At 53.4% G+C, this 19,083-nt stretch carries 17 protein-coding genes and 4 tRNA genes; 12 read left to right on the forward strand and 9 right to left on the reverse strand.

Annotated elements, in window-relative coordinates; translation table 11 throughout:
* Positions 1-6 precede the first annotated feature (6 nt).
* The 6 genes from sufD to Q3Y58_RS09615 all read left to right on the forward strand — a co-directional run bounded on the left by sufD (position 7) and on the right by Q3Y58_RS09615 (position 4,515).
* The gene (gene sufD / locus Q3Y58_RS09590) at positions 7-1,275 is read left to right on the forward strand and encodes a Fe-S cluster assembly protein SufD (RefSeq protein ID WP_319622065.1); all 1,269 of its coding nucleotides are present in this window, start codon (positions 7-9) and stop codon (positions 1,273-1,275) included.
* 4 nt (positions 1,276-1,279) lie between these two features.
* Complete coding sequence (locus Q3Y58_RS09595) at positions 1,280-2,527, forward strand: cysteine desulfurase (protein ID WP_319622066.1); 1,248 nt, start codon at positions 1,280-1,282, stop codon at positions 2,525-2,527.
* A gap of 8 nt (positions 2,528-2,535) precedes the next feature.
* The gene (locus Q3Y58_RS09600; RefSeq protein WP_274216954.1) at positions 2,536-2,931 is read left to right on the forward strand and encodes an SUF system Fe-S cluster assembly protein; all 396 of its coding nucleotides are present in this window, start codon (positions 2,536-2,538) and stop codon (positions 2,929-2,931) included.
* 39 nt (positions 2,932-2,970) lie between these two features.
* Positions 2,971-3,345, forward strand: coding sequence for a HesB/IscA family protein (locus Q3Y58_RS09605; protein ID WP_274216953.1), 375 nt, complete (start codon positions 2,971-2,973; stop codon positions 3,343-3,345).
* A gap of 5 nt (positions 3,346-3,350) precedes the next feature.
* Positions 3,351-4,022: a thiaminase II gene (gene tenA / locus Q3Y58_RS09610; protein ID WP_319622127.1), complete on the forward strand. Its 672-nt coding sequence runs from the start codon at positions 3,351-3,353 to the stop codon at positions 4,020-4,022.
* A 106-nt stretch (positions 4,023-4,128) separates the two neighbouring features.
* Entirely contained in the window at positions 4,129-4,515 is a 387-nt protein-coding gene (locus tag Q3Y58_RS09615; RefSeq protein WP_274216951.1) for a TfoX/Sxy family protein, read from the forward strand.
* Here Q3Y58_RS09615 and Q3Y58_RS09620 read toward each other — a convergent pair whose 3' ends face one another.
* From Q3Y58_RS09620 to parE, 4 genes are all read right to left on the reverse strand, one after another.
* Positions 4,516-5,577 carry a GGDEF domain-containing protein gene (locus tag Q3Y58_RS09620; RefSeq protein ID WP_274216950.1) on the reverse strand — a complete coding sequence of 354 codons (1,062 nt, stop codon included), beginning with the start codon at positions 5,575-5,577 and terminating at the stop codon, positions 4,516-4,518. It lies immediately after the preceding gene.
* A 116-nt stretch (positions 5,578-5,693) separates the two neighbouring features.
* Entirely contained in the window at positions 5,694-7,139 is a 1,446-nt protein-coding gene (locus Q3Y58_RS09625; RefSeq protein ID WP_319622067.1) for a DEAD/DEAH box helicase, read from the reverse strand.
* A 183-nt stretch (positions 7,140-7,322) separates the two neighbouring features.
* Positions 7,323-8,048: a sulfotransferase family 2 domain-containing protein gene (locus Q3Y58_RS09630; protein ID WP_274216948.1), complete on the reverse strand. Its 726-nt coding sequence runs from the start codon at positions 8,046-8,048 to the stop codon at positions 7,323-7,325.
* A gap of 73 nt (positions 8,049-8,121) precedes the next feature.
* A complete protein-coding gene (parE, locus tag Q3Y58_RS09635; RefSeq protein WP_274216947.1) occupies positions 8,122-10,206 on the reverse strand; it encodes a DNA topoisomerase IV subunit B in 2,085 nt (694 codons plus the stop codon).
* A 671-nt stretch (positions 10,207-10,877) separates the two neighbouring features.
* Here parE and Q3Y58_RS09640 point away from each other — a divergent pair.
* From Q3Y58_RS09640 to Q3Y58_RS09655, 4 genes are all read left to right on the forward strand, one after another.
* Complete coding sequence (locus Q3Y58_RS09640; protein WP_274216946.1) at positions 10,878-11,720, forward strand: tetratricopeptide repeat protein; 843 nt, start codon at positions 10,878-10,880, stop codon at positions 11,718-11,720.
* A gap of 352 nt (positions 11,721-12,072) precedes the next feature.
* Positions 12,073-12,149 (forward strand) — tRNA-Pro (locus Q3Y58_RS09645).
* A gap of 20 nt (positions 12,150-12,169) precedes the next feature.
* Positions 12,170-12,246, forward strand: a tRNA-Pro gene (locus Q3Y58_RS09650).
* A 20-nt stretch (positions 12,247-12,266) separates the two neighbouring features.
* Positions 12,267-12,343, forward strand: a tRNA-Pro gene (locus Q3Y58_RS09655).
* Positions 12,344-12,502: 159 nt separating this feature from the next.
* Here Q3Y58_RS09655 and Q3Y58_RS09660 read toward each other — a convergent pair.
* Positions 12,503-13,990 carry an inorganic phosphate transporter gene (locus tag Q3Y58_RS09660; protein ID WP_319622068.1) on the reverse strand — a complete coding sequence of 496 codons (1,488 nt, stop codon included), beginning with the start codon at positions 13,988-13,990 and terminating at the stop codon, positions 12,503-12,505.
* A gap of 424 nt (positions 13,991-14,414) precedes the next feature.
* Between Q3Y58_RS09660 and Q3Y58_RS09665 the strand changes: the two genes are divergently transcribed.
* Both Q3Y58_RS09665 and Q3Y58_RS09670 read left to right on the forward strand, forming a co-directional pair.
* Positions 14,415-14,720 carry an ETC complex I subunit gene (locus Q3Y58_RS09665; protein ID WP_274216944.1) on the forward strand — a complete coding sequence of 102 codons (306 nt, stop codon included), beginning with the start codon at positions 14,415-14,417 and terminating at the stop codon, positions 14,718-14,720.
* A gap of 86 nt (positions 14,721-14,806) precedes the next feature.
* A tRNA-Arg gene (locus Q3Y58_RS09670) sits at positions 14,807-14,883 on the forward strand.
* A 96-nt stretch (positions 14,884-14,979) separates the two neighbouring features.
* Here Q3Y58_RS09670 and Q3Y58_RS09675 read toward each other — a convergent pair.
* From Q3Y58_RS09675 to Q3Y58_RS09690, 4 genes are all read right to left on the reverse strand, one after another.
* The gene (locus tag Q3Y58_RS09675; RefSeq protein WP_319622069.1) at positions 14,980-15,621 is read right to left on the reverse strand and encodes a tyrosine-type recombinase/integrase; all 642 of its coding nucleotides are present in this window, start codon (positions 15,619-15,621) and stop codon (positions 14,980-14,982) included.
* A 98-nt stretch (positions 15,622-15,719) separates the two neighbouring features.
* A complete protein-coding gene (locus Q3Y58_RS09680; RefSeq protein WP_274216943.1) occupies positions 15,720-16,397 on the reverse strand; it encodes a TVP38/TMEM64 family protein in 678 nt (225 codons plus the stop codon).
* Positions 16,398-16,500: 103 nt separating this feature from the next.
* Entirely contained in the window at positions 16,501-17,271 is a 771-nt protein-coding gene (locus Q3Y58_RS09685; RefSeq protein WP_319622070.1) for a (Fe-S)-binding protein, read from the reverse strand.
* 2 nt (positions 17,272-17,273) lie between these two features.
* On the reverse strand, positions 17,274-19,067 hold the full coding sequence (locus tag Q3Y58_RS09690) for an FAD-dependent oxidoreductase (protein ID WP_319622071.1): 1,794 nt from the start codon (positions 19,065-19,067) through the stop codon (positions 17,274-17,276).
* Positions 19,068-19,083: the final 16 nt, after the last annotated feature.

Here is a 19,083-nt window from a genome sequence, read left to right on the forward strand (position 1 = left end):
TGAAATATGAACGCTGAAGTACGGGTTCAGGAAACCCAAGCGGAAGCCAGCCTGATTGAACAGTTTGCAGGTCTTGCAAAGGATCAGGGTGGCGTTTCTGCAGAAACGCGCGAGAAAGCCTTTGCCGAGTTCAAAGAGGCCGGGCTTCCTCATCGCCGAGTGGAAGAATGGCACTACACCGATCTGCGCGCCAAGATGCGGCAGGCGTTTGCGCCAGCCGCGAACGCTGGTGAAGCCGTTGCACTGCCAGAGCTTCTGGATGATGGTGCAACTGCTCGTATCGCCATCGTGGATGGCTACTATCGAGCGGATCTGTCCTCAGGTGTGCTTCCGGAAGGTGTAACGATCTCTCCAATTGCAGAGGGTGCCTCACTCTTTCCGGCCAAGGATGCCATCATCAGCTTGAATGCAGCGTTCCAGCAGGAGGGTGTGTCCATCGAGGTCGCTGAGGGAGTGGAAGTCGCCACCGCGATCGAGATCTCCCACATCACCACTGGTGCGGAGAAGGCAACATATCCGCGCAATCGCTTCGTGGTTGGCAACGGCGCATCGGTCCTTGTCGTGGAACGGTTTGTCGGTGAGGCGGATGCGGTGTACCAGACGAACGCGGCTACAGAAATTCGTGTTGGGGACAAGGCAACCGCAACCTTCATCAAGTTGCAGGATGAAAGCCGCAAGGCGCAGCATCTGGACAGTGTGGCCTTGAAGATTGGTGCGCATGCAGATGTGAACCACTTCACACTGAATGCCGGTAGCGATCTGTCTCGTACTCAGCTGTTTGTTGAGTTTGAGGGCGAAGAGAGCAACCTTGGTGCGCGAGGCATCTCTGTTTTGGGCGATACCCAGCACTCGGATGTGACGTTGTTTGTGGATCATGCGGTGCCGAACTGCGAGAGCCGTGAGCTTTACAAGTCCGTCATTGCAGATAAGGCACGTTCGGTTTTCCAGGGTAAGATCATTGTGCGGCCGGATGCACAAAAGACAGATGGCCAGATGATGGTGCAGTCTCTTTTGCTTTCTGAGGAAGCTGAGATGAACGCCAAGCCTGAGCTTGAGATCTTTGCCGACGATGTACAGTGCGCGCACGGTTCCACCACCGGTGAGATCGACGAAGATCTGTTGTTCTATCTGCGAGCCCGCGGGATCCCTGAGGCCGAAGCGCGCAAAATGCTTGTACTGGCATTTTTGGCAGAGGCCATTGAAGAGATCGAGAACGAGCGTGTTGTTGCTCTGCTGGAAACACAGCTGCGCGCGTTGCTCGGTTCTGAGGAATGAGAAAATGAATATCCCTTCAAGCCAACCAGTAAACACAGGCTACAATGTCGAGGAAGTCCGAAAGGACTTCCCGATCTTGTCTCGTGAAGTTCACGGAAAGCCGTTGGTTTATCTGGATAATGGCGCGTCTGCGCAAAAGCCGCAGGCGGTAATTGATGCGATCACAAAGGCGTATTCCCACGAGTATGCGAACGTTCACCGTGGGCTTCATTATCTGTCCAATACGGCGACGGATAACTTCGAAGGCGCTCGTGAGATCGTACGTGCCTTTCTGAACGCCTCAAGTATCGACCAGATTGTCTTTACCCGGTCGTCCACGGAGGCCATCAACACGGTTTCCTATGGCTTGGCGGATGAGATCCAAGAAGGCGATGAAATCATCATCTCCATTCTGGAGCACCACTCCAACATCGTGCCCTGGCATTTCTTGCGGGAGCGCAAAGGCGCTGTCATCAAGTGGGCACCGATTGATGAGGAGGGCAATCTGACCGTTGATGCGGTTGAGCAGCTCATCACAGATCGTACCAAGCTGATTGCCGTGACCCACATGTCCAACGTAACTGGCACTGTGGTTCCGGTAAAAGAGATCTGCGGGCTGGCCAAGGATCGCGGGATCAAGGTCTTGCTGGACGGTTCCCAGTCGGCCGTCCACATGCCGGTCGATGTTCAGGACATTGGCTGTGATTACTATGTTTTTACCGGCCATAAGCTCTATGGGCCAAGCGGTATCGGCGTTCTCTACGGTAAGCCTGAGGCTCTTGATCGTCTTCGCCCGTTCAATGGCGGCGGTGAGATGATCAAGGACGTCTACGAAGACACGGTTACCTATGCAGATCCGCCACACCGTTTTGAGGCAGGCACACCGCCGATCGTGCAGGCCATTGGCCTAGGAGCCGCGATTCAGTATGTTGAAGCGCTCGGTCGCGAAAACATAGCGAACCACGAGTTGGTGCTGAGAGACTATGCCCAACAGCGGCTTTCGGAAATCAACTCTCTGCGGATTTTCGGCAATGCGGCGAATAAAGGCGCAATCTTCTCCTTCGAAATAGAAGGGGTCCACGCTCACGACGTTTCCATGGTGATTGACCGGGAAGGCGTCGCGGTTCGAGCCGGAACCCATTGCGCACAGCCTTTGTTGACACGATATGGTGTAACAAGCACCTGCCGGGCGAGCTTTGGTCTCTACAACACAACTAGAGAAGTTGATGTTTTGGTCGAAGCGTTGCACAAGGCCCTGAGGTTATTTGGATAGGAAGAGCGATGAGTGAACAGCCAGCAGTGAGTGAGTTCTCCGGCGAGCCAATCAAGGCCACCGAAGTCACTCAGCAATCTGCCATTCCGGCAGATGAGTTGGAGCGGTTGACTACCGACATTATCGGTGCGCTTAAGACCGTGTATGACCCGGAGATTCCGGTCGATATTTATGAGTTGGGCCTAATCTACAAGGTGGACATCGAAGACGATCGTTCCATTAAGATTGACATGACCCTCACGGCACCGGGCTGCCCGGTTGCAGGAGAAATGCCGATCTGGGTTGAAAACGCAGTCGCCTCCGTACAAGGCGTTGGGCACGTGGATGTATCCATGGTGTTTGATCCACCATGGGATCCCAGCCGCATGTCTGACGAAGCGCGTGTGGCGTTGAACTTCTTCTAATACGGGTATGAGGCCCTCTGAGAGAGGAACAGCACAGTTATGATGAATGCAGCCAAGTTTCAGGTTCTGTCTCTGACCGACGAAGCCGCAGAGCAAGTGCGCGAGCTGCTGAGTGATGCCGACGGCGCGCTTGGTTTGCGCATTGGTGTCAAGAAGGGTGGCTGTGCCGGCATGGAATACGATATGAGCTTGGCCTTTGAACACAAGCCGGGCGATGATCTGGTTGAGGACAAAGGCGTGAAGGTGTTCGTTGATCCGTCAGCAGTCCTGTACCTCCTTGGCACCGAAATGGGATTTGAAACAACCAAGTTCCGTTCTGGGTTTACCTTCAAAAATCCTAACGAGGTGTCTGCCTGTGGCTGTGGTGAATCTGTTGAGCTTCGCCCGTCTGAAGGCGCGCCGCTCGCGAATTGAACATCATGAAACTTTTTGATCGCCTAAAAGATGCCGCCAGCGAAAGCTGGCGGGAGTACACTCATCATTCCTTTGTGGAGCAGATGGCCGCAGGGACCCTTCCTAAGGAAGCATTCCAGACCTATTTGGTCCAGGATTATCTGTTCCTGATCGACTTTTCTCGCGCCTATGCGCTCGCCATTTATAAAAGCCGAAATCTCAAGCAGATGCGTAGCAATCTTCTCGGGCTCAAGGGACTGCTCGAGGTGGAGATGGATCTCCATGTCCGGATTTGCGAAAGGTGGGGGCTGTCTCCCGCAGATCTTGAGCAAACACCCTTGGAGACAGAAACGCTGGCTTATACCAGCTATGTTCTAGAAGCCGGTATGCGTGGTGATCTGCTCGATCTCAAGATTGCACTGGCACCCTGCGTCATTGGCTATGGTGAAATTGCGGAACGCCTGGCCGAGGTGCCTGGGGCGCTGGCAAAAGACAACCCTTATGCTGAGTGGATAAGCGAATATGCCGGTGCTGAGTATCAGGAGCTTCGAAGCCACGCCATCGCCGAGCTGGATGAACTTGCACCAAGCCATATTGAGGCCGACCAGTTCCAGCGTCTCGTGACCATCTTTGATCAAGCGACAAGGTTGGAGACAGATTTTTGGCAAATGGGTCTGAAGCGCTTACCTACTCGATGAACATTGTGGAAATTGCATAAGATAAATTTTAATCAGTCCTACGGCTAATTGCGATAATCGGTCGCACGAGTCCATCATTGGGAAAGTTGGTGGATGGCGTGGTGTTATGACAGTTGGTTTCAGTAGGATTGCATTGAACTACCTGAAGACTCTCGACGGAGTGCGAACGCGGGAGATGTTTGGGGGAACAGGCATCTTCCATGAAGCCACCATGTTCGGTTTGGTGAAGGAAAGTCAGCTCTATCTGAGGGCAGGGTGCAGCAACGTCGCCGACTACCTGAAGCAAGGGCAGACCCCCTACATTCACAAATGCTTTGGTAGTTTCTTCGCTTTGCCTTACTACTCAGTTCCTCATTTCGTTCAGTTGGAACATCAAACACTGAAAGAGTGGGCGGAAAAAGCCAAAGCTGTCTCCAAAAACCCAGACAAGGCAAGGCATCGTTACTTCGCTAAATGGACGGAGTTCAACGTTCGGCCAGTCTATGAGGAGTGATCAGGCCACGTGATTTTTGGCGGGGCCGCGGTCGATGTCTTTTTCAGATCTCACCAAATTTCGCCCAGCATTCTTTGCTGTGTAAAGAGCATCATCTGCTCGCGATACGATCGAATGCAGTGTGTCATCGGGGTGGGAGATGGCAACGCCGATCGAGATTGTAATACGCCCCAGATTTTCACCGGTGGATCGTTTTACAAGTTCCTTGGAGGTCACTGTTCGTCGAATACGTTCAGCCACTTCCTTGGCTTTCTCCAGCGTACAATGCGGCATGATGATGCCGAACTCTTCTCCACCGTACCTGCAGGCGATGTCGTGGCTGTTGATGTTTTGTTTTACCGACAGCGCCACAAGTCGCAGTACCTGATCGCCGGTTTGGTGACCATAGTTGTCGTTGAACTGCTTAAAGTGATCAATATCAGTTAGGAGTAGGGCAACCGGGCGGCCAGTATTGGCCGCTTCCTGCAACTCTTTTTCCAAAGACTGATCGAAATGCTTGCGGTTGTTGAGGGTTGTCAGCTCATCTGTGAGGCTTTCGTAGCGAATGGCCTCAAGGCTATCCCTTAGGGTGCTAATCTGCTTGCGCGCCGAAATGAGCTGGTTCTTGAGATCGCCGTTGGTTTCAGCTGTGGCGGTGGTTGCATTGATCAGGCCGCGAATGACCTGCTCAAGCTCCTCCCGCGTATTCACCTCTTGAAGTGACTCAAGTGCGGTGCGAAGCCTTCCGCCGTACTCGTCGGTTGCGACCTTGCCGCTATCAATCGATGCCAGCAGATTTTTGACCTCAATCGAGATCTGTTCGCCAACGTCATCGATGCGCTCCCCCAAGCGGTTGGGAGACAGAAAACGGTTGTAGATCTTCTGCGTTTCATCAGCGGTGATCTTGCCGTTTTTCTCGATGATTTTATTGATGGCCCGATTGAGGGACTGATTGAAGCCAGAAGCGTAGCTGTACCACAGCTCATAGTTGCGCGGATATGCAGGCAAACTATTGGTTTTGATGAAATCTAGCGCGGTCTCGCCATAAGCGATCGTACGCAGAAAATCGTCCCCATTGCTCATAAGCTTCTCGCAGTTTAGCAGCAGACACTGCCCCAGTGCCTGCTTTGATCACCAACCCTCTGAAAGATCATTATTAGTATATACCTAATTTAAAATTAAGGTGCATTTCCGCGGAGCTACGAAGCGACCTTGCGCTTGGTGTCCCTGAGCAGAAACGCGGGAATGTGGCCACTTTCTTTGAAGGTTAAACCTTCACCATTCCCGGAATTTCGCCGATTTGAACTGCGTCTTTGAACGGGTTGAGAGATCGGAATCGGCTGGAAATCTATTTCGCTGGCTGAAGAAAATTCCACAGATTCATCTGTATTCAACTTCGGGCTATCTTTCTTTGCGCTCGAATCTTTTTTCCCACGGCGTCCTTCCTTGACGGATTTGGACTTTTCACCGCGGCGATTCTTCTTGCGAGCCTTTTTCTCCTCAGCAGCTGCTTCGAAGTCGACAGGCTCACCAATCCATTCCAACGTGCGGTTAATGGTTTTCTGGATGGCGTCCAGAGCTTTCTCATCGTCGCCTGTCACGATTGAAAACGCGGCACCCTCGCGACCCGCGCGGCCCGTACGGCCGATGCGATGCACATAATCTTCCGCATGGATTGGAAGATCGAAGTTGAACACATGAGATACGGACGGAATATCAAGGCCGCGTGCCGCCACATCACTGGCGACGAGGATCTTGATGTTGCCGGTCTTAAAGCTTTCCAGCATCGCCATGCGCGACATCTGATCCATGTCCCCATGAAGAGCGCCAACAGAGTAGCCATGCTTGTCCAGAGAGCGGAACAGGGTGGCGACATCGCGTTTACGGTTGCAGAAAATGATGGCGTTCTGCAGGTCTTCAGCGTTGTCGATGAGTTCACGCAACGTGGCGCGCTTCTCATAGTCTTCAAAGCCGGTGCCGGCGAGGCGCTGTGTCACTGTATCTGCTGCTGATGAAGCCTTCGCTACTTCCACACGTTCTGGATTGTGCAGGAATGTATCCACCAGACGCTGAATTTCGTTTGGCATGGTGGCTGAGAAGAACAGCGTCTGACGCGTGAAGGGGATGAGCTTGCAGATGCGCTCAATATCCGGGATGAAGCCCATGTCCAACATGCGGTCTGCTTCATCGATGACGAGAATCTCGACGCCTTGAAGCAACAGTTTGCCGCGCTCAAAGTGGTCAAGCAGGCGGCCTGGCGTTGCAATAAGCACGTCGGCGCCTTTTTCCAGTTTACGATCCTGCTCTGCGAAGGACACGCCGCCAATCAAAAGCGCAACGTTGAGCTTGTGATTGATGCCGTAACGCTGAAAGTTTTCTTCCACCTGCGCGGCAAGTTCGCGGGTTGGCTCCAGAATGAGGGTGCGTGGCATTCTAGCCCGCGCACGGCCTTTTTCGAGAAGCGTTATCATCGGCAGGGTGAAGGATGCCGTCTTACCTGTGCCCGTTTGCGCGATCCCAAGAACATCTTTTCTTTCAAGAACATGCGGGATGGCTTGTGCCTGAATTTCGGTAGGTTCTTTGTATCCAGAAGATTCTACTGCAGAGAGAACTTTCTCGCTGAGGCCTAGTGAAGAAAATGACATATGTACGCGATCTTTGCGGCGGCAACTAAAAGTCTGAGTGCCTACACCTTAATTGGACCAGAATTCGTCTATTGGCTCGACATTCCGCAGATCTACGTTTCACTCCGTAATAATCGGATGTGACCCGCAGCTCTATGCGACTTCCATAGGGTCATGTCTCGAACGCTATTTTAAAATACCGCCCTAAGCTGAACCTGCAGCATGTCGAGTAAACATTTCTAGGTCGCTCTTGTACCGAGTTGCGAGATGAAACTCAACCTCTTCAGCATTGCTGTGGCTAGGAAAACTGATTGAAAAGTAATTTTCAAGCTCGGAGCGCTCGAAACTGCCCATATCTACGCCGGTACGGCGGCTAATGATTGCACGTAAACCTTGTAGGCCTTCTTCCATATGATCTGTTGTTAGGACAAAGTCTGGTACGAACTGTCCCCTATGGCTTAAAATATCGATCTGGCTACGAAAATAGTTGTCTGCCCGATAATCGGGCACCCTGCATATACGGCGCACGAAGCCTCCGAAGCTCGTCGACTGATCAAGGCCGTAATGTTCAAGACGGGGCGAGGGGATGCCCTCAGCACCAAAGTGCTGGCGATAACACGACATCAGGCGATGCAACGGATGTTTGAGGACTGCAATGGTCATCAGCCTGTTGGGTGTGCGCAGCAAGTCTCTTGCTTTGACGCACTCTAACGCTTCATAGGGAAATTCAGGGTCTGGCTTGAAGTCAGGAGATCCGTGCTCCAGGGCAAATTCGATGGAGTTCAAGCGGCGCAAAATCGGATCACCTGCACATCCACTTGCGCCGGGTATACGCCCGTAGGCCATCTTCAAGTTGGGAAGAATGAAAAACACCCGGTCGCGTAAAGGGCGCCGTGAACGATCATAAAGGCTGTAAAGGGCTCGAAGCATCCGATGACGACCCGAATCTCAAGAGGTTAAAACTAAATCCTGTTTACCTTAAGAGATCGGGGCGGTCATATACTCAGATATCGAGATCAGTGGCGAACTCTGCACGTTCTTGAATAAAGTTAAAGCGCGCCTCGGGTTTATTACCCATCAACTTTTCGACAGAACTACCTGTCTCAATGGCATGCTCGTCACTTACAACAATCTTCAGCAGCGTTCTATTGGCTGGATCCATTGTTGTTTCTTTCAATTGCGCCGGAAGCATCTCACCAAGACCTTTGAAGCGGCCGATTTCGACTTTTCCACTTTTTTTGAAGTGCTTTGCCAGAAGCTCATCGCGGTGCGCGTCATCTCGGGCATACATCGTCTTGCCGCCCTGGCTGATGCGGTAAAGCGGCGGTACGGCAAGATACAGGTGCCCGCCATGGATGATTTCAGGAATCTCGCGGTGGAAGAACGTAATCAGCAGTGAGGCGATGTGCGCCCCGTCCACGTCCGCATCAGTCATGATGACAATGCGCTCATAGCGCAGGTCTTCTTCGCGATAATTGGAGCGGGTGCCGCAGCCGAGTGCCTGAATAAGATCAGCAAGCTGCTGGTTGCTGGCCAGCTTTTCACGCCCTGCATTGGCAACGTTCAGGATTTTTCCTCGCAAGGGCAGGATAGCCTGGTTAGAGCGGTTCCGCGCTTGCTTTGCCGAGCCGCCCGCCGAGTCACCCTCAACAATAAAGAGTTCAGTTCCCTGCGCCTGACTGGTGGAACAGTCCGCCAGCTTGCCCGGAAGGCGCAGCTTTCGCACAGCGGTCTTGCGCGCCACATCCCGTTCCTGACGGCGTCGCAGCCGTTCGTCAGCTCGGTCAATGACCCACTCAAGGAGCTTGTTTGCCTGATTTGGAGAGGCTGTCAGCCAATGGTCAAAGGCATCGCGCACGGCATTTTCAACAATGCGGGTCGCCTCATTCGTGGCCAGTTTGTCTTTGGTCTGGCCAACAAACTCGGGTTCACGCACAAAAACGGACAGCATGGCACCAGCAGAAGTCATGACATCATCGCCGGTGATTACACTGGCTTTCTTGTTGCCAGTGAGCTCGCCGTAGGCTTTGAGGCCACGCAGCAATGCATAACGCAGACCGGCCTCATGAGTGCCGCCTTCAGGTGTTGGTACCGTATTACAGTATGAATTCACAAAACCATCGCCTGCAAACCAGGAAACAGCCCATTCAACGGCACCGTGTTTGCCAGTTGCTGAAGTGCGACCAGAAAAACTCTCATCTGTGACACGGCGTTCAGAAGCGAGTGTTTCTGCCAGATAATCCTTCAGGCCATCAGGGAAATGGAATGTAGCTTCAGAGGGAACGTTCTTAACGTTCTCCAAAAGCTCGGGCGCACACCGCCACCGAATCTCCACGCCGCCAAACAGGTACGCTTTTGAGCGCGCCATATTCATAAGGCGTTCTGGACGGAAGCGGGCACTCTTGCCAAAGATCTGATGGTCGGGCTTGAAACGCACCTGAGTTCCGCGGCGGTTGTGTACATCACCCACATGTTCCAAGGGGCCCGTTGGGATGCCGCGGCTGAAGATCTGGCGATAAAGCTGCCGGTTTCGAGCGACCTCCACCACCAGTTCTTCTGAAAGGGCATTTACAACAGACACACCCACACCATGCAGACCGCCTGATGTCTCATAGACCTTGCTGTCAAACTTACCACCGGCATGAAGCGTGGTCATGATCACTTCCAGAGCGGACCGATCCTTAAACTTCGGGTGAGGGTCAACCGGAATGCCGCGACCATTGTCCGTGACGGTCAGATAACCGTCCTTGTCGAGGTTGACGTCGATCCAGCTTGCGTGACCCGCAACCGCTTCGTCCATGGAGTTGTCGATGACTTCCGCGAACAGATGGTGCAGGGCCTTGTCATCGGTGCCGCCGATGTACATGCCTGGGCGGCGCCGGACCGGTTCCAGACCTTCCAGAACTTCAATATCTGCTGCCGAGTAGGCTTGCTCAGCGCCTGCTTCGCCGTTTCTTGGGGCCGGCTTGCTGGCTGCCTTCGGCTTGGTTGGCGCAGCTCCTCCCTGCACGGATGTCCCTTCTGGCTTTGGCGTTGTGTCCAAGGCAGTCAGGTCTACGTTTGCAAAAAGGTCGTCTTTTGAGCTCATGGTCAGTTCTGGTTCTCTTTGAAACAGGTTTGCAGCCGCGTCGATAAAGGGACGGCAACGCAAATTGGGGCTGGGCACTTTTCCAAAAGAGCTCCGCGAAGAAGCTCTGTACACACGGAAAACAAGATTTCGCAGTTTCCGTCCTGTAAAATGATTTCAGCCCCATTCATCCTCAGGGAGCTTTATAGCGGTAGATCCACGGTTTTGTCTAAGGCGTTTAACAAAGCTGTGGGCGACGTGCCCAAGTTATTCAGCCCTTATTCCACCTAGTTTGGGTGTGTTTGTTCGTAGGTAGCGCCATACGGGTAGTGTGCCGGATCTGCAACAGCGCGCAGATATGATCCGCCTCAGCATCATCGTCTTCACAGTTTCTCCAAATTTTCCAGATTAGTTTGGCCCCGCTTGATTGTTAACTTGTTCAATTTTCTGCTAGTTTCTGACAGGGGTAAATTTGTCAGGAATCTTGGTGGGCCTAATAAAGCCGCAGGCTCGATGGGTTTTAGTGCCAAAATTGACACTTTTGACATTTAGCTTGAGGGGAGTAGCGGGCGTCATATGCGCACGCAATAAAGGGTAGTGAGCCATACTGGGTCATGAGTAATTTTTGCAGACATAACAAACGTGCTCGACACGTTATGGGTGCAGGTGCAGGACTTTGTGCAGCGGTCTTGATGCTGGCTGGCGCAACGCAGGCGGCGTATGCGCAGGGCATCGATCATCAAAATGATGACCCGCTGAAAGCTATTGAGAAACTCGATAAGTCAACGCCTAAGTCTACTGGCGCAATTACGCCACTTCAGGCACTGCAGATGGGTGCTAAGGCCTATTTCGCAGGTGACAAGGCAGCCGCGATTGATCCTTTGCATTATGCAGCAGAGCATGGCCAGCCACTTGCAGCCTGGAAACTCGGCCAGATGTATGCAGTTGGCGATGGTGTGAAGGAAGATGACCTTCGCGCGTTCCGGTATTTTTCTCAGGTAGCGAGTTCCTATTCGGAGGATCGTCGGGATTCGCCATCAGCTTCTCTCGTGGCGGATTCCATCGTCGCGCTGGGTTCCTATTACATGACTGGCATTGGCGACAGCCCGGTGAAGCCGAATGTTGCAAAAGCACGCCAGTTGTTTACCTATGCGGCCTCTTACTTTGGTGATGCAGACGCGCAGTTCAACCTTGGCAACCTTTATCTGTCGCCGGATACATCATTGCATGATGCCCGTCAGGCCGCGCGCTGGCTGAAGCTTGCAGCCGCCAAAGGGCACGTGGGGGCCCAGGCAAAGTTTGGTGAGTTGATTTATACCTCTGGTTCCATGCGGAATGCCAAGCTTGTCGGTCTTCAGTGGATGACGTTAGCCCGCAGGCAGGTCACAACGAGCACCGATGACTGGATCGTAAAGACCCACGAGCGCGCTTTCGCGCTTGCTTCTGAAAATGAGCGCCGCCGCGCCGCCGAATGGGCGGATAACTGGTTGTCCGTTCACCGACCGCAAGCTCAAGCTGCTGCTGCGAGCCAATAAATCAGAATTTCAGCAATTGAATTGCCCGGCGCCATGCCGGGCTTTTTAGTTTTCTAAGGTTCGGTTGACAGGAAAGGCTGCGGCTGGCTATAAATATGATTGTAAAACTCATGTTTTACGTGTCGCCTTATCTCTTTTTGGTTTGGCGGAACTCTGGAAACACCTTGGGGCAGGCTGGACCTGCCTCTTTTTTCAGATATCTCTCAGAGGCTTAGGAGTTATCCGGTTATCTACAATCCCAATAAGATTGATCCACCGACGTTTTGGATAAATCGCATTTTTGGTATTGCCATAAACCTGTCATCTGAATATAAGGCCCCTCAAGAAACAGTGCAGGGCACTGAAGAAGTCACGGGGCATAGCGCAGCCTGGTAGCGCATCTGGTTTGGGACCAGAGGGTCGCAAGTTCGAATCTTGCTGCCCCGACCACTTCTTCAAATCTCTGCTGTCGGGGCATAGCGCAGCCTGGTAGCGCATCTGGTTTGGGACCAGAGGGTCGCAAGTTCGAATCTTGCTGCCCCGACCATTTCTTGAAATCTCTGTAGTCGGGGCATAGCGCAGCCTGGTAGCGCATCTGGTTTGGGACCAGAGGGTCGCAAGTTCGAATCTTGCTGCCCCGACCATTTCTCCAAAAATATCCTTTCATGCTCAACGCAATGCGCCGGTTCCGACGGCTCATGGCGATTTTGTCGTTTCTTCTCGCAGAAACTGTTGGAAGAACAAAAGAAAAGCCCGCCATTGAGGCGAGCTTCGTTCTCATTGCATTGCTTGCTTGTGACCGCTCACGGCATCAGGAGGCCGGTAAGCGCGGCATAGACCATGGCCGATACACCGGCTGAAGCCGGAACTGTGATCACCCAGGCCGCCACAATCGTTGTGAAATGCGAACGCCGCACCAGCTTTGGGCGCTTGGTTTTGGCTGTAAGCTGAGTATAGCTGCTGCGGCCGGTTTCTGAGTGCATGTAGTCCACGCGGCGCTTGGAGGAGCGGGTGTACCATTCTCGAAAGAAGCCAACGCCAAACACCGCGCCCACAGCAATATGAGTCGAGCTGACAGGTAGACCAAAGCCAGAGGCGATAATGACTGTGATGGCTGCGGAGAGTGCTACACAGTACGCGCGCATTGGATTGAGCTTGGTGATCTGTTCTCCCACCATTCGGATGAGTTTTGGGCCGAAAAGCAACAGGCCGAACGAGATGCCACAGGCGCCGATGACCATGACCCAAAGCGGAATGGAAACCTTGGCGGCAACCTCTCCAGCGCTGATAGTATGCACAATGGCCGCCAGGGGGCCGATGGCATTCGCAACATCGTTTGCGCCGTGGGCAAAAGAAAGAAGGGCGGCAGAACAAATCAGCGGCATACGAAACAGTTTGCGCAGCGATTGGTTTCGGTTCTCCAGTCCTTCGGCCTGCCGCGCAATCAGCGGCTTGACGACAAGATAGCTGAGGATGCTTGCAGCGAAACCGAAAAGCAGCGCTTGCCACAACGTAATGGAAATAACCTTCTTCAAGCCTTTCATGGCTAGGTATGCTGAAAAAGCGCCCACCATGATTGAAATGAGGAGAGGGACCCAGCGCCGGGCAGCAGCAATCTTGTCACTCTGATAGATGATGAAAGTCTTGATGAAGAACAAGAATGCGGCTGCGATCAAGCCGCCGAGAACTGGAGAGATTACCCAGCTGGCGGCAATTGAGCCCATCGTATCCCAGTTGACCGAGCTGTAGCCTGATGCCGCCATGCCAGAGCCCATCACACCGCCAACAACCGCGTGTGTGGTGGAGACCGGTGCGCCAATCCAGGTGGCCAGGTTGACCCAGAGTGCTGAAGAGACAAGGGCGCTCAGCATCACGCGTACAAACACATCGCTTTGCGATACGGTGGCGGGGTCGATGATGCCCTTGGAAATGGTGCCAACCACGTCGCCACCAGCAATCAGCGCTCCTGCGCTTTCAAAGATAGCGGCAATTATCAGGGCTCCGGTGATGGAAAGTGCTTGAGAACCAACGGCGGGGCCGACGTTGTTGGCAACATCATTTGCGCCAATATTCAGCGCCAGATAGGCCCCAACACCGGCTGCTGCAATGACAATTCCGGTGCCAAGCTCGCCGGTCATGTAAATGCTGGATATACCCATGGCCAGCAGGAGGAACACAAAGCTCAGGCTTGGTGCTGCAAAGCGGGCAGTGAGAAACGTGTTGGCACCCTGAAGGCGGGAAACCTTTTCGAGATCTTTATCCAGTGTGGGCTTAAGCGTTGTGTTGCTCATGCAGATTCTGGCTTTCTGGCAGTGCTTTTAAGTGAAGATTTTGTCCCACTACGAGCTTTCCAGGGGCCGCTGATCCCAAAATGTCGCAATACTGGCGAAAGGGGAGTGATCAGTGGCGCTTAAGCTGCAATGTTACAATTTTATGACGGTGGCATAGCTCGATAAAAACGCGGCAGGCAACAACTAAATGCCGTCGTCACAATGCACTTGCACCCAATTCACGGATATCGCCTCGACAGGAGCAACCAGTGCATCTCTTCTGCATTTAAGAACAGTTCAGCGGGAACAGATTCGCTGGCTAATCGGGGCAAATACGGTGGCTAGTTGGATTGGCTCATTGACAAGCAACAGAAATTTCGGAAAAAACGACCTGAAGCCTCATCGTGAGGCCGTTTCCAAAAGAATTGAAGGGCAGGGCTCGAACATGGTTGCGCGCATCTATCGGCCATCCAAAACCGCAATGCAGTCCGGAAAGGCAAAGACCGAGAATTGGGTTCTCGACTTCGAACCATCCGCAGCTAAGAGCATTGAGCCTTTGATGGGCTACACAACCTCCTCGGACATGAAGCAGCAGGTTCGCCTGACGTTTCAGACCAAAGAAGAGGCGATTGAGTTCGCACAGCGCAATCAGATTCCTTATCGTGTGGTTGAAAAGCAGCCGCGCAAGGTGCGTATCGCGTCCTACTCAGACAATTTTCGCTATGACCGCGCTGCGCCGTGGACTCATTGAAATTGGGCATTGAGATATTTTGGTGAGTGGCTTATGAAACGCCACACCAGCAAGACGCGTGTGGGCAAGGCCTTCGCGTGCGATACGGCCCCTTAGCTCAGCTGGATAGAGCACCGGCCTTCTAAGCCGATGGTCGCAGGTTCGAATCCTGCAGGGGTCGCCATTATTTCTTTATATAAATCAATTGTTTAGCATTTTGTCGGGATGGCGCGCTGAGCTGTTTCCGGACCTGTTTTCCAAAATGTTTTCCAGAAATGGGCTATTTTTGTTCGCCGTCTATTCTTAATATGACCGCGTCACCGAGGCGCTGGTGGTCGGCCAGATAGTGCGCTTCCAAGATCTTTTCCACATCTCTCATGCTATGGCCGGACAGGGCTGCAATCTGCGGGACAGTGGCTCCATCTGCAGCCCATCTGGTGATTGCGGTGCCGCGCAGGTCATGGAAGGTGACGCCTTCAATCTTCAGATTTTTCATGGCCTTTCGCCAAGAGGTCTGAAAGCCATCTTGGGTCCAGGGCAATCCGCGGCTGTTTGTGAGCACGTGTGTTGAGTTTTGGTTGTTGGTTGTCTGGCGCCGTTTGATGTCCTGCAAGAGAGCGCGGAGTTCGCGGGATAGGCGAATGCTGACGGGCTTTCTGTTTTTGTTCTGTGTTATGCGCAGATGATCAGTGTCAACTTGTGACCAAAGTAGTTCCAAAAGGGCAGCTTGGCGCTGTCCTGTTTCGGCTGCTAGGACAAGTGCATCACGGATATGCAGAGGCGCTTGTGCTTTAGCTTTGGCTAGCTGATCTGGTGTCCAGATGATTGCAGCGCGTGATCCGCTGTAAAGCCGGCCGCCACCGTCGCAGGGATTGTTGACGATTAGACCATCATCTTCGGCAACGTTGAACACGCGTTTCATTACCGACCAGATCCTGTCCGCTTTGCGCCAAGTAGGTGCAAAAAAAAAGCCGCTGAAGCAAGGGCTGCAGCGGCGTTTCGTGTTGGCTTATTCAGGTCCTACTTGGAGAGTGCCTGAAGGTCGATGCCACGTTTTTTGGCAATGTATTTTGGAATGAGAGACACGCCGAACAGAATGAGCCCAGCCACTGCGAACTTCACCAGCAACATCACAGAGACGCCGTTGGTGGCAATGTCACCTGCCATGTAGGCGAAGATGAAGGCGCCAGGGGCCATGGTCACCAGCGATACAAGCACATAGGTCCAAAAACTGATACCTGTGAGGCCGTAGGCATAGTTCTGCAAGCTGAAAGGAAACACCGGTACAAGACGGGTCAGGATGAGGAAGCTCATGCCATTTTCTTTCACGCCGTCGTCAATTTTCTTGAAAATCGGGTTGGAGCCGAACTTGTCAAGGATGAGACCACGCGCCAGAAAGCGTGAAACGATGAACGCGGCGGTTGCGCCGGCGGTTGCAGCCAGAAGCGAGATGATGGCTCCAATGATGGGCCCGAATGCGATACCCGCAACGATTGTGAAGGCGCTTCCCGGCAGCATGAACACGCAGGCTGCGATGAAGGCCAGGAAAAAGACGATGTAGCTCCAGGCACCAAAGCTGGAGATCCAGGCCTGTAGTCCCTGTACATCAGTGAGAAGTGCCAGCATTCCCGTCTGCTTGGCAGCGTAGATCAGCGCGGCGACAACAATTGCGGCAATGACGATATAGACATATTTCATTGGCCTATCTTTCCAATTGATTAGTAGAGTTGGCCCAAAGGCGTTGGTTCAAGCAGCCAGAGCGCCCATTTCCTCCCCACGGGCGCTCCGGTTATCACTTGGCTTAGCAAGCCATGCAGCGGTTGAGGCCAACCTTGCTGCGATATCGGTTCATCCAGGATTTGACGGGGCTGGCCAGTACGTTGGCAGGAGGCTCGTCGCCCTGCATCACCACAGGCCCCCACAGAAGGTCCAGAATGTGCCAGGACTTCGTCCCAATGCCCATCATGGAGGCACGGCAGGCCGCGCAGTAAACCACCACGTAGTCGGTTTCAAACTCTTCTACACGGCGTTTAATGACGCGATCTGCAAGATCGGGATTCGCCGGAACAACCATGCCGCCAAAGCCGCAGCAACGGGCATTCTCGCGCGTGTGTTTGGGTTCCACGACCTTGTAGCCAAGTTCCTGGAGGACCCAGCGAATACCATCCTGAAGCTCGGTTTCAAAACGGGTGGAACAGGAATCGTGAATCGTGAAAGTCACGTCACTATTCTTTGCTTTACCTACCAGCTCAGGCGGCAGGCCGATCTGCGGCAGCAGCGCCCAGAGAGATACCGGCTTTTGGCCGCTGGCGTTCTTCGTGATCATGCCAAAGCAGCTCTGGCAGGCCACAATCACTTCTTCTGCTTCGACCTTGTCGAAATCCTTCTGCAGGTCAGCGAAGCGTTCCTTGAACTTCTCTGTTTGACCAATTGCCGCCGTTGGCTTGCCGCAGCACTTTTGCACGGCACCCATGTCTGGGTAGACGGACTTCAGATAGGCAGCTGTTTTGGAGACGGCCTCTGGATTGTAAGAGGGCAGGCTGCAGCCCGGCATGAATATCTTGTTTGTCATCGTTACCGCCCCACTGCTTTCTTTGCCATTGTGAAGAACCGAGAAAAACCAAGTTTCTGGTGCATCTCGATGGCCTTGTGGCCCGGAATAGGCGAGTGGCCATTGTTGGCTTTCACGAAGTCTGCGCGGGCTCCCATGAAGATGCTCTTCATCGGGAAGTCTCTTGGGCAGACAATCGTACACTGATCGCATGCGTTGCATGAGTATGCCAGCAACGGCTCCATCTCTTTTTTCTCGATGAAGTCGCTGAACAGAGATTTTGGGCAATCGCCAAAATCGTTCATCATCACGCACTCTTTCATGCAGAGCTTGCATTCACACTGGAGGCAGCGATCCCCTTCGCTCGTGACCTGCTCTTCGGTGAGCCCCAAATCTACCTGAATGAAGTCCCGCTTGCGTTCTTCGGCCGGACGGGTGTTGTGGTGAATGCGCGGCGTGTCAACGGTACCTTCCGGCAGAGGAACATCAAGGCGGGTCTTATAGGCGCCTTCCTCTTCAAGGTTCCGATCCGCCTCCAAAGCGCGTTCAGTAAACAAGCGTTCGATGCTGAGGGCAGCTTTGCGGCCAAGTGCCATGGCTTCAACCACAATGGCACCGCCAGAGGCATCGCCGGCAACGAAAACATCTGGCAGGGATGTGGCAAGGGTATCCTTGTTGACCACATAGCGGCCCCCGCGTCCTTGTTCCAGAGCACCGTCTGTAATGTCGGCGACAACCTGTCCGGTTGCGAAGATCACTGTATCTACAGCGACCTTTCGGGTTTCATCGCTGTAAGCCGGTGAGAAATTTCCGTCTTCATCAAAGATGCGCAACACCTTTTGAAGAACCACGCCGACCACCTTGCCATCTTCAACAAGGATTTCCTTCGGCCCCCAACCAGCGTTGAAAGCAACGCGTTCTTCCAATGCCTCGTCAATTTCAACCTGACTGGCGGGCAGGGCCTCCATTTCCTCCAAAGAACACTGATGAACCTCATCGGCACCAATGCGCCAAGAGGAGCGGGCGCAGTCCATGGCAACGTCGCCACCGCCAATGACGAGGATCCGCTTGCCAGCGCGCGGGAACGCCCGTGTCTCGGAGATTTCCTTGAGGTACTCAACGGCCGAATAGACGCCCTCGGCCTCGTGACCTTTGATCGGGATGATGGAGCCCACATGGGCACCATGAGCCAGAATGACCGCGTCATGGTCGCTGCGCAGTTCAGCAAAGGTGATGTCCTTGCCAACCTCAACGCCAAACTTCACCTCAACGCCCATCATGTCCAGATAGCCATATTCGAAGTCGATCACATCTCGCGGTAGGCGGTACTCAGGAATGCCCACACGCATCATGCCGCCAAACACCTTGAGTTTCTCGAAGATGGTCACGGCATGGCCTTGACGGCGCAGCTCAACAGCGGCCTGTGCACCAGCCGGTCCGGCACCAACAACGGCAACCTTTTTGCCCGTTGCTGGAGCTTGAGTGAGGTTCCAGTTCTCTTTCTTGTCCGCTTTTTCAGCTACAAATCGCTTGATCGCGGCAACGCTGATCGGCTGCGAGAACTCTTCATTGCGACGGCACGCAGCCTCGCAAGGATGCGCGCAAATGCGGCCAAGCACCTGCGGCATGAAAATCTTTTGTCTGATGACGTCGACAGCTTGCTGGTATTCGCCCTCGGCGGCCAGTTTCACATACTGTTTCACGTCAGTGTGCATAGGGCATGCGCTCTGGCAGGCGGGAGCTGCATCACCCATGCAGCCCTCCACGATTTCTTGAGCCGTGTCATAAAGAGGCTGACTGAAGTTGACGTGTTTCATTTCTACCGTTCCCTTG

Source organism: Nesiotobacter zosterae (assembly GCF_033843645.1).
Classification (GTDB): Bacteria; Pseudomonadota; Alphaproteobacteria; order Rhizobiales; family Stappiaceae; genus Pseudovibrio; species Pseudovibrio zosterae.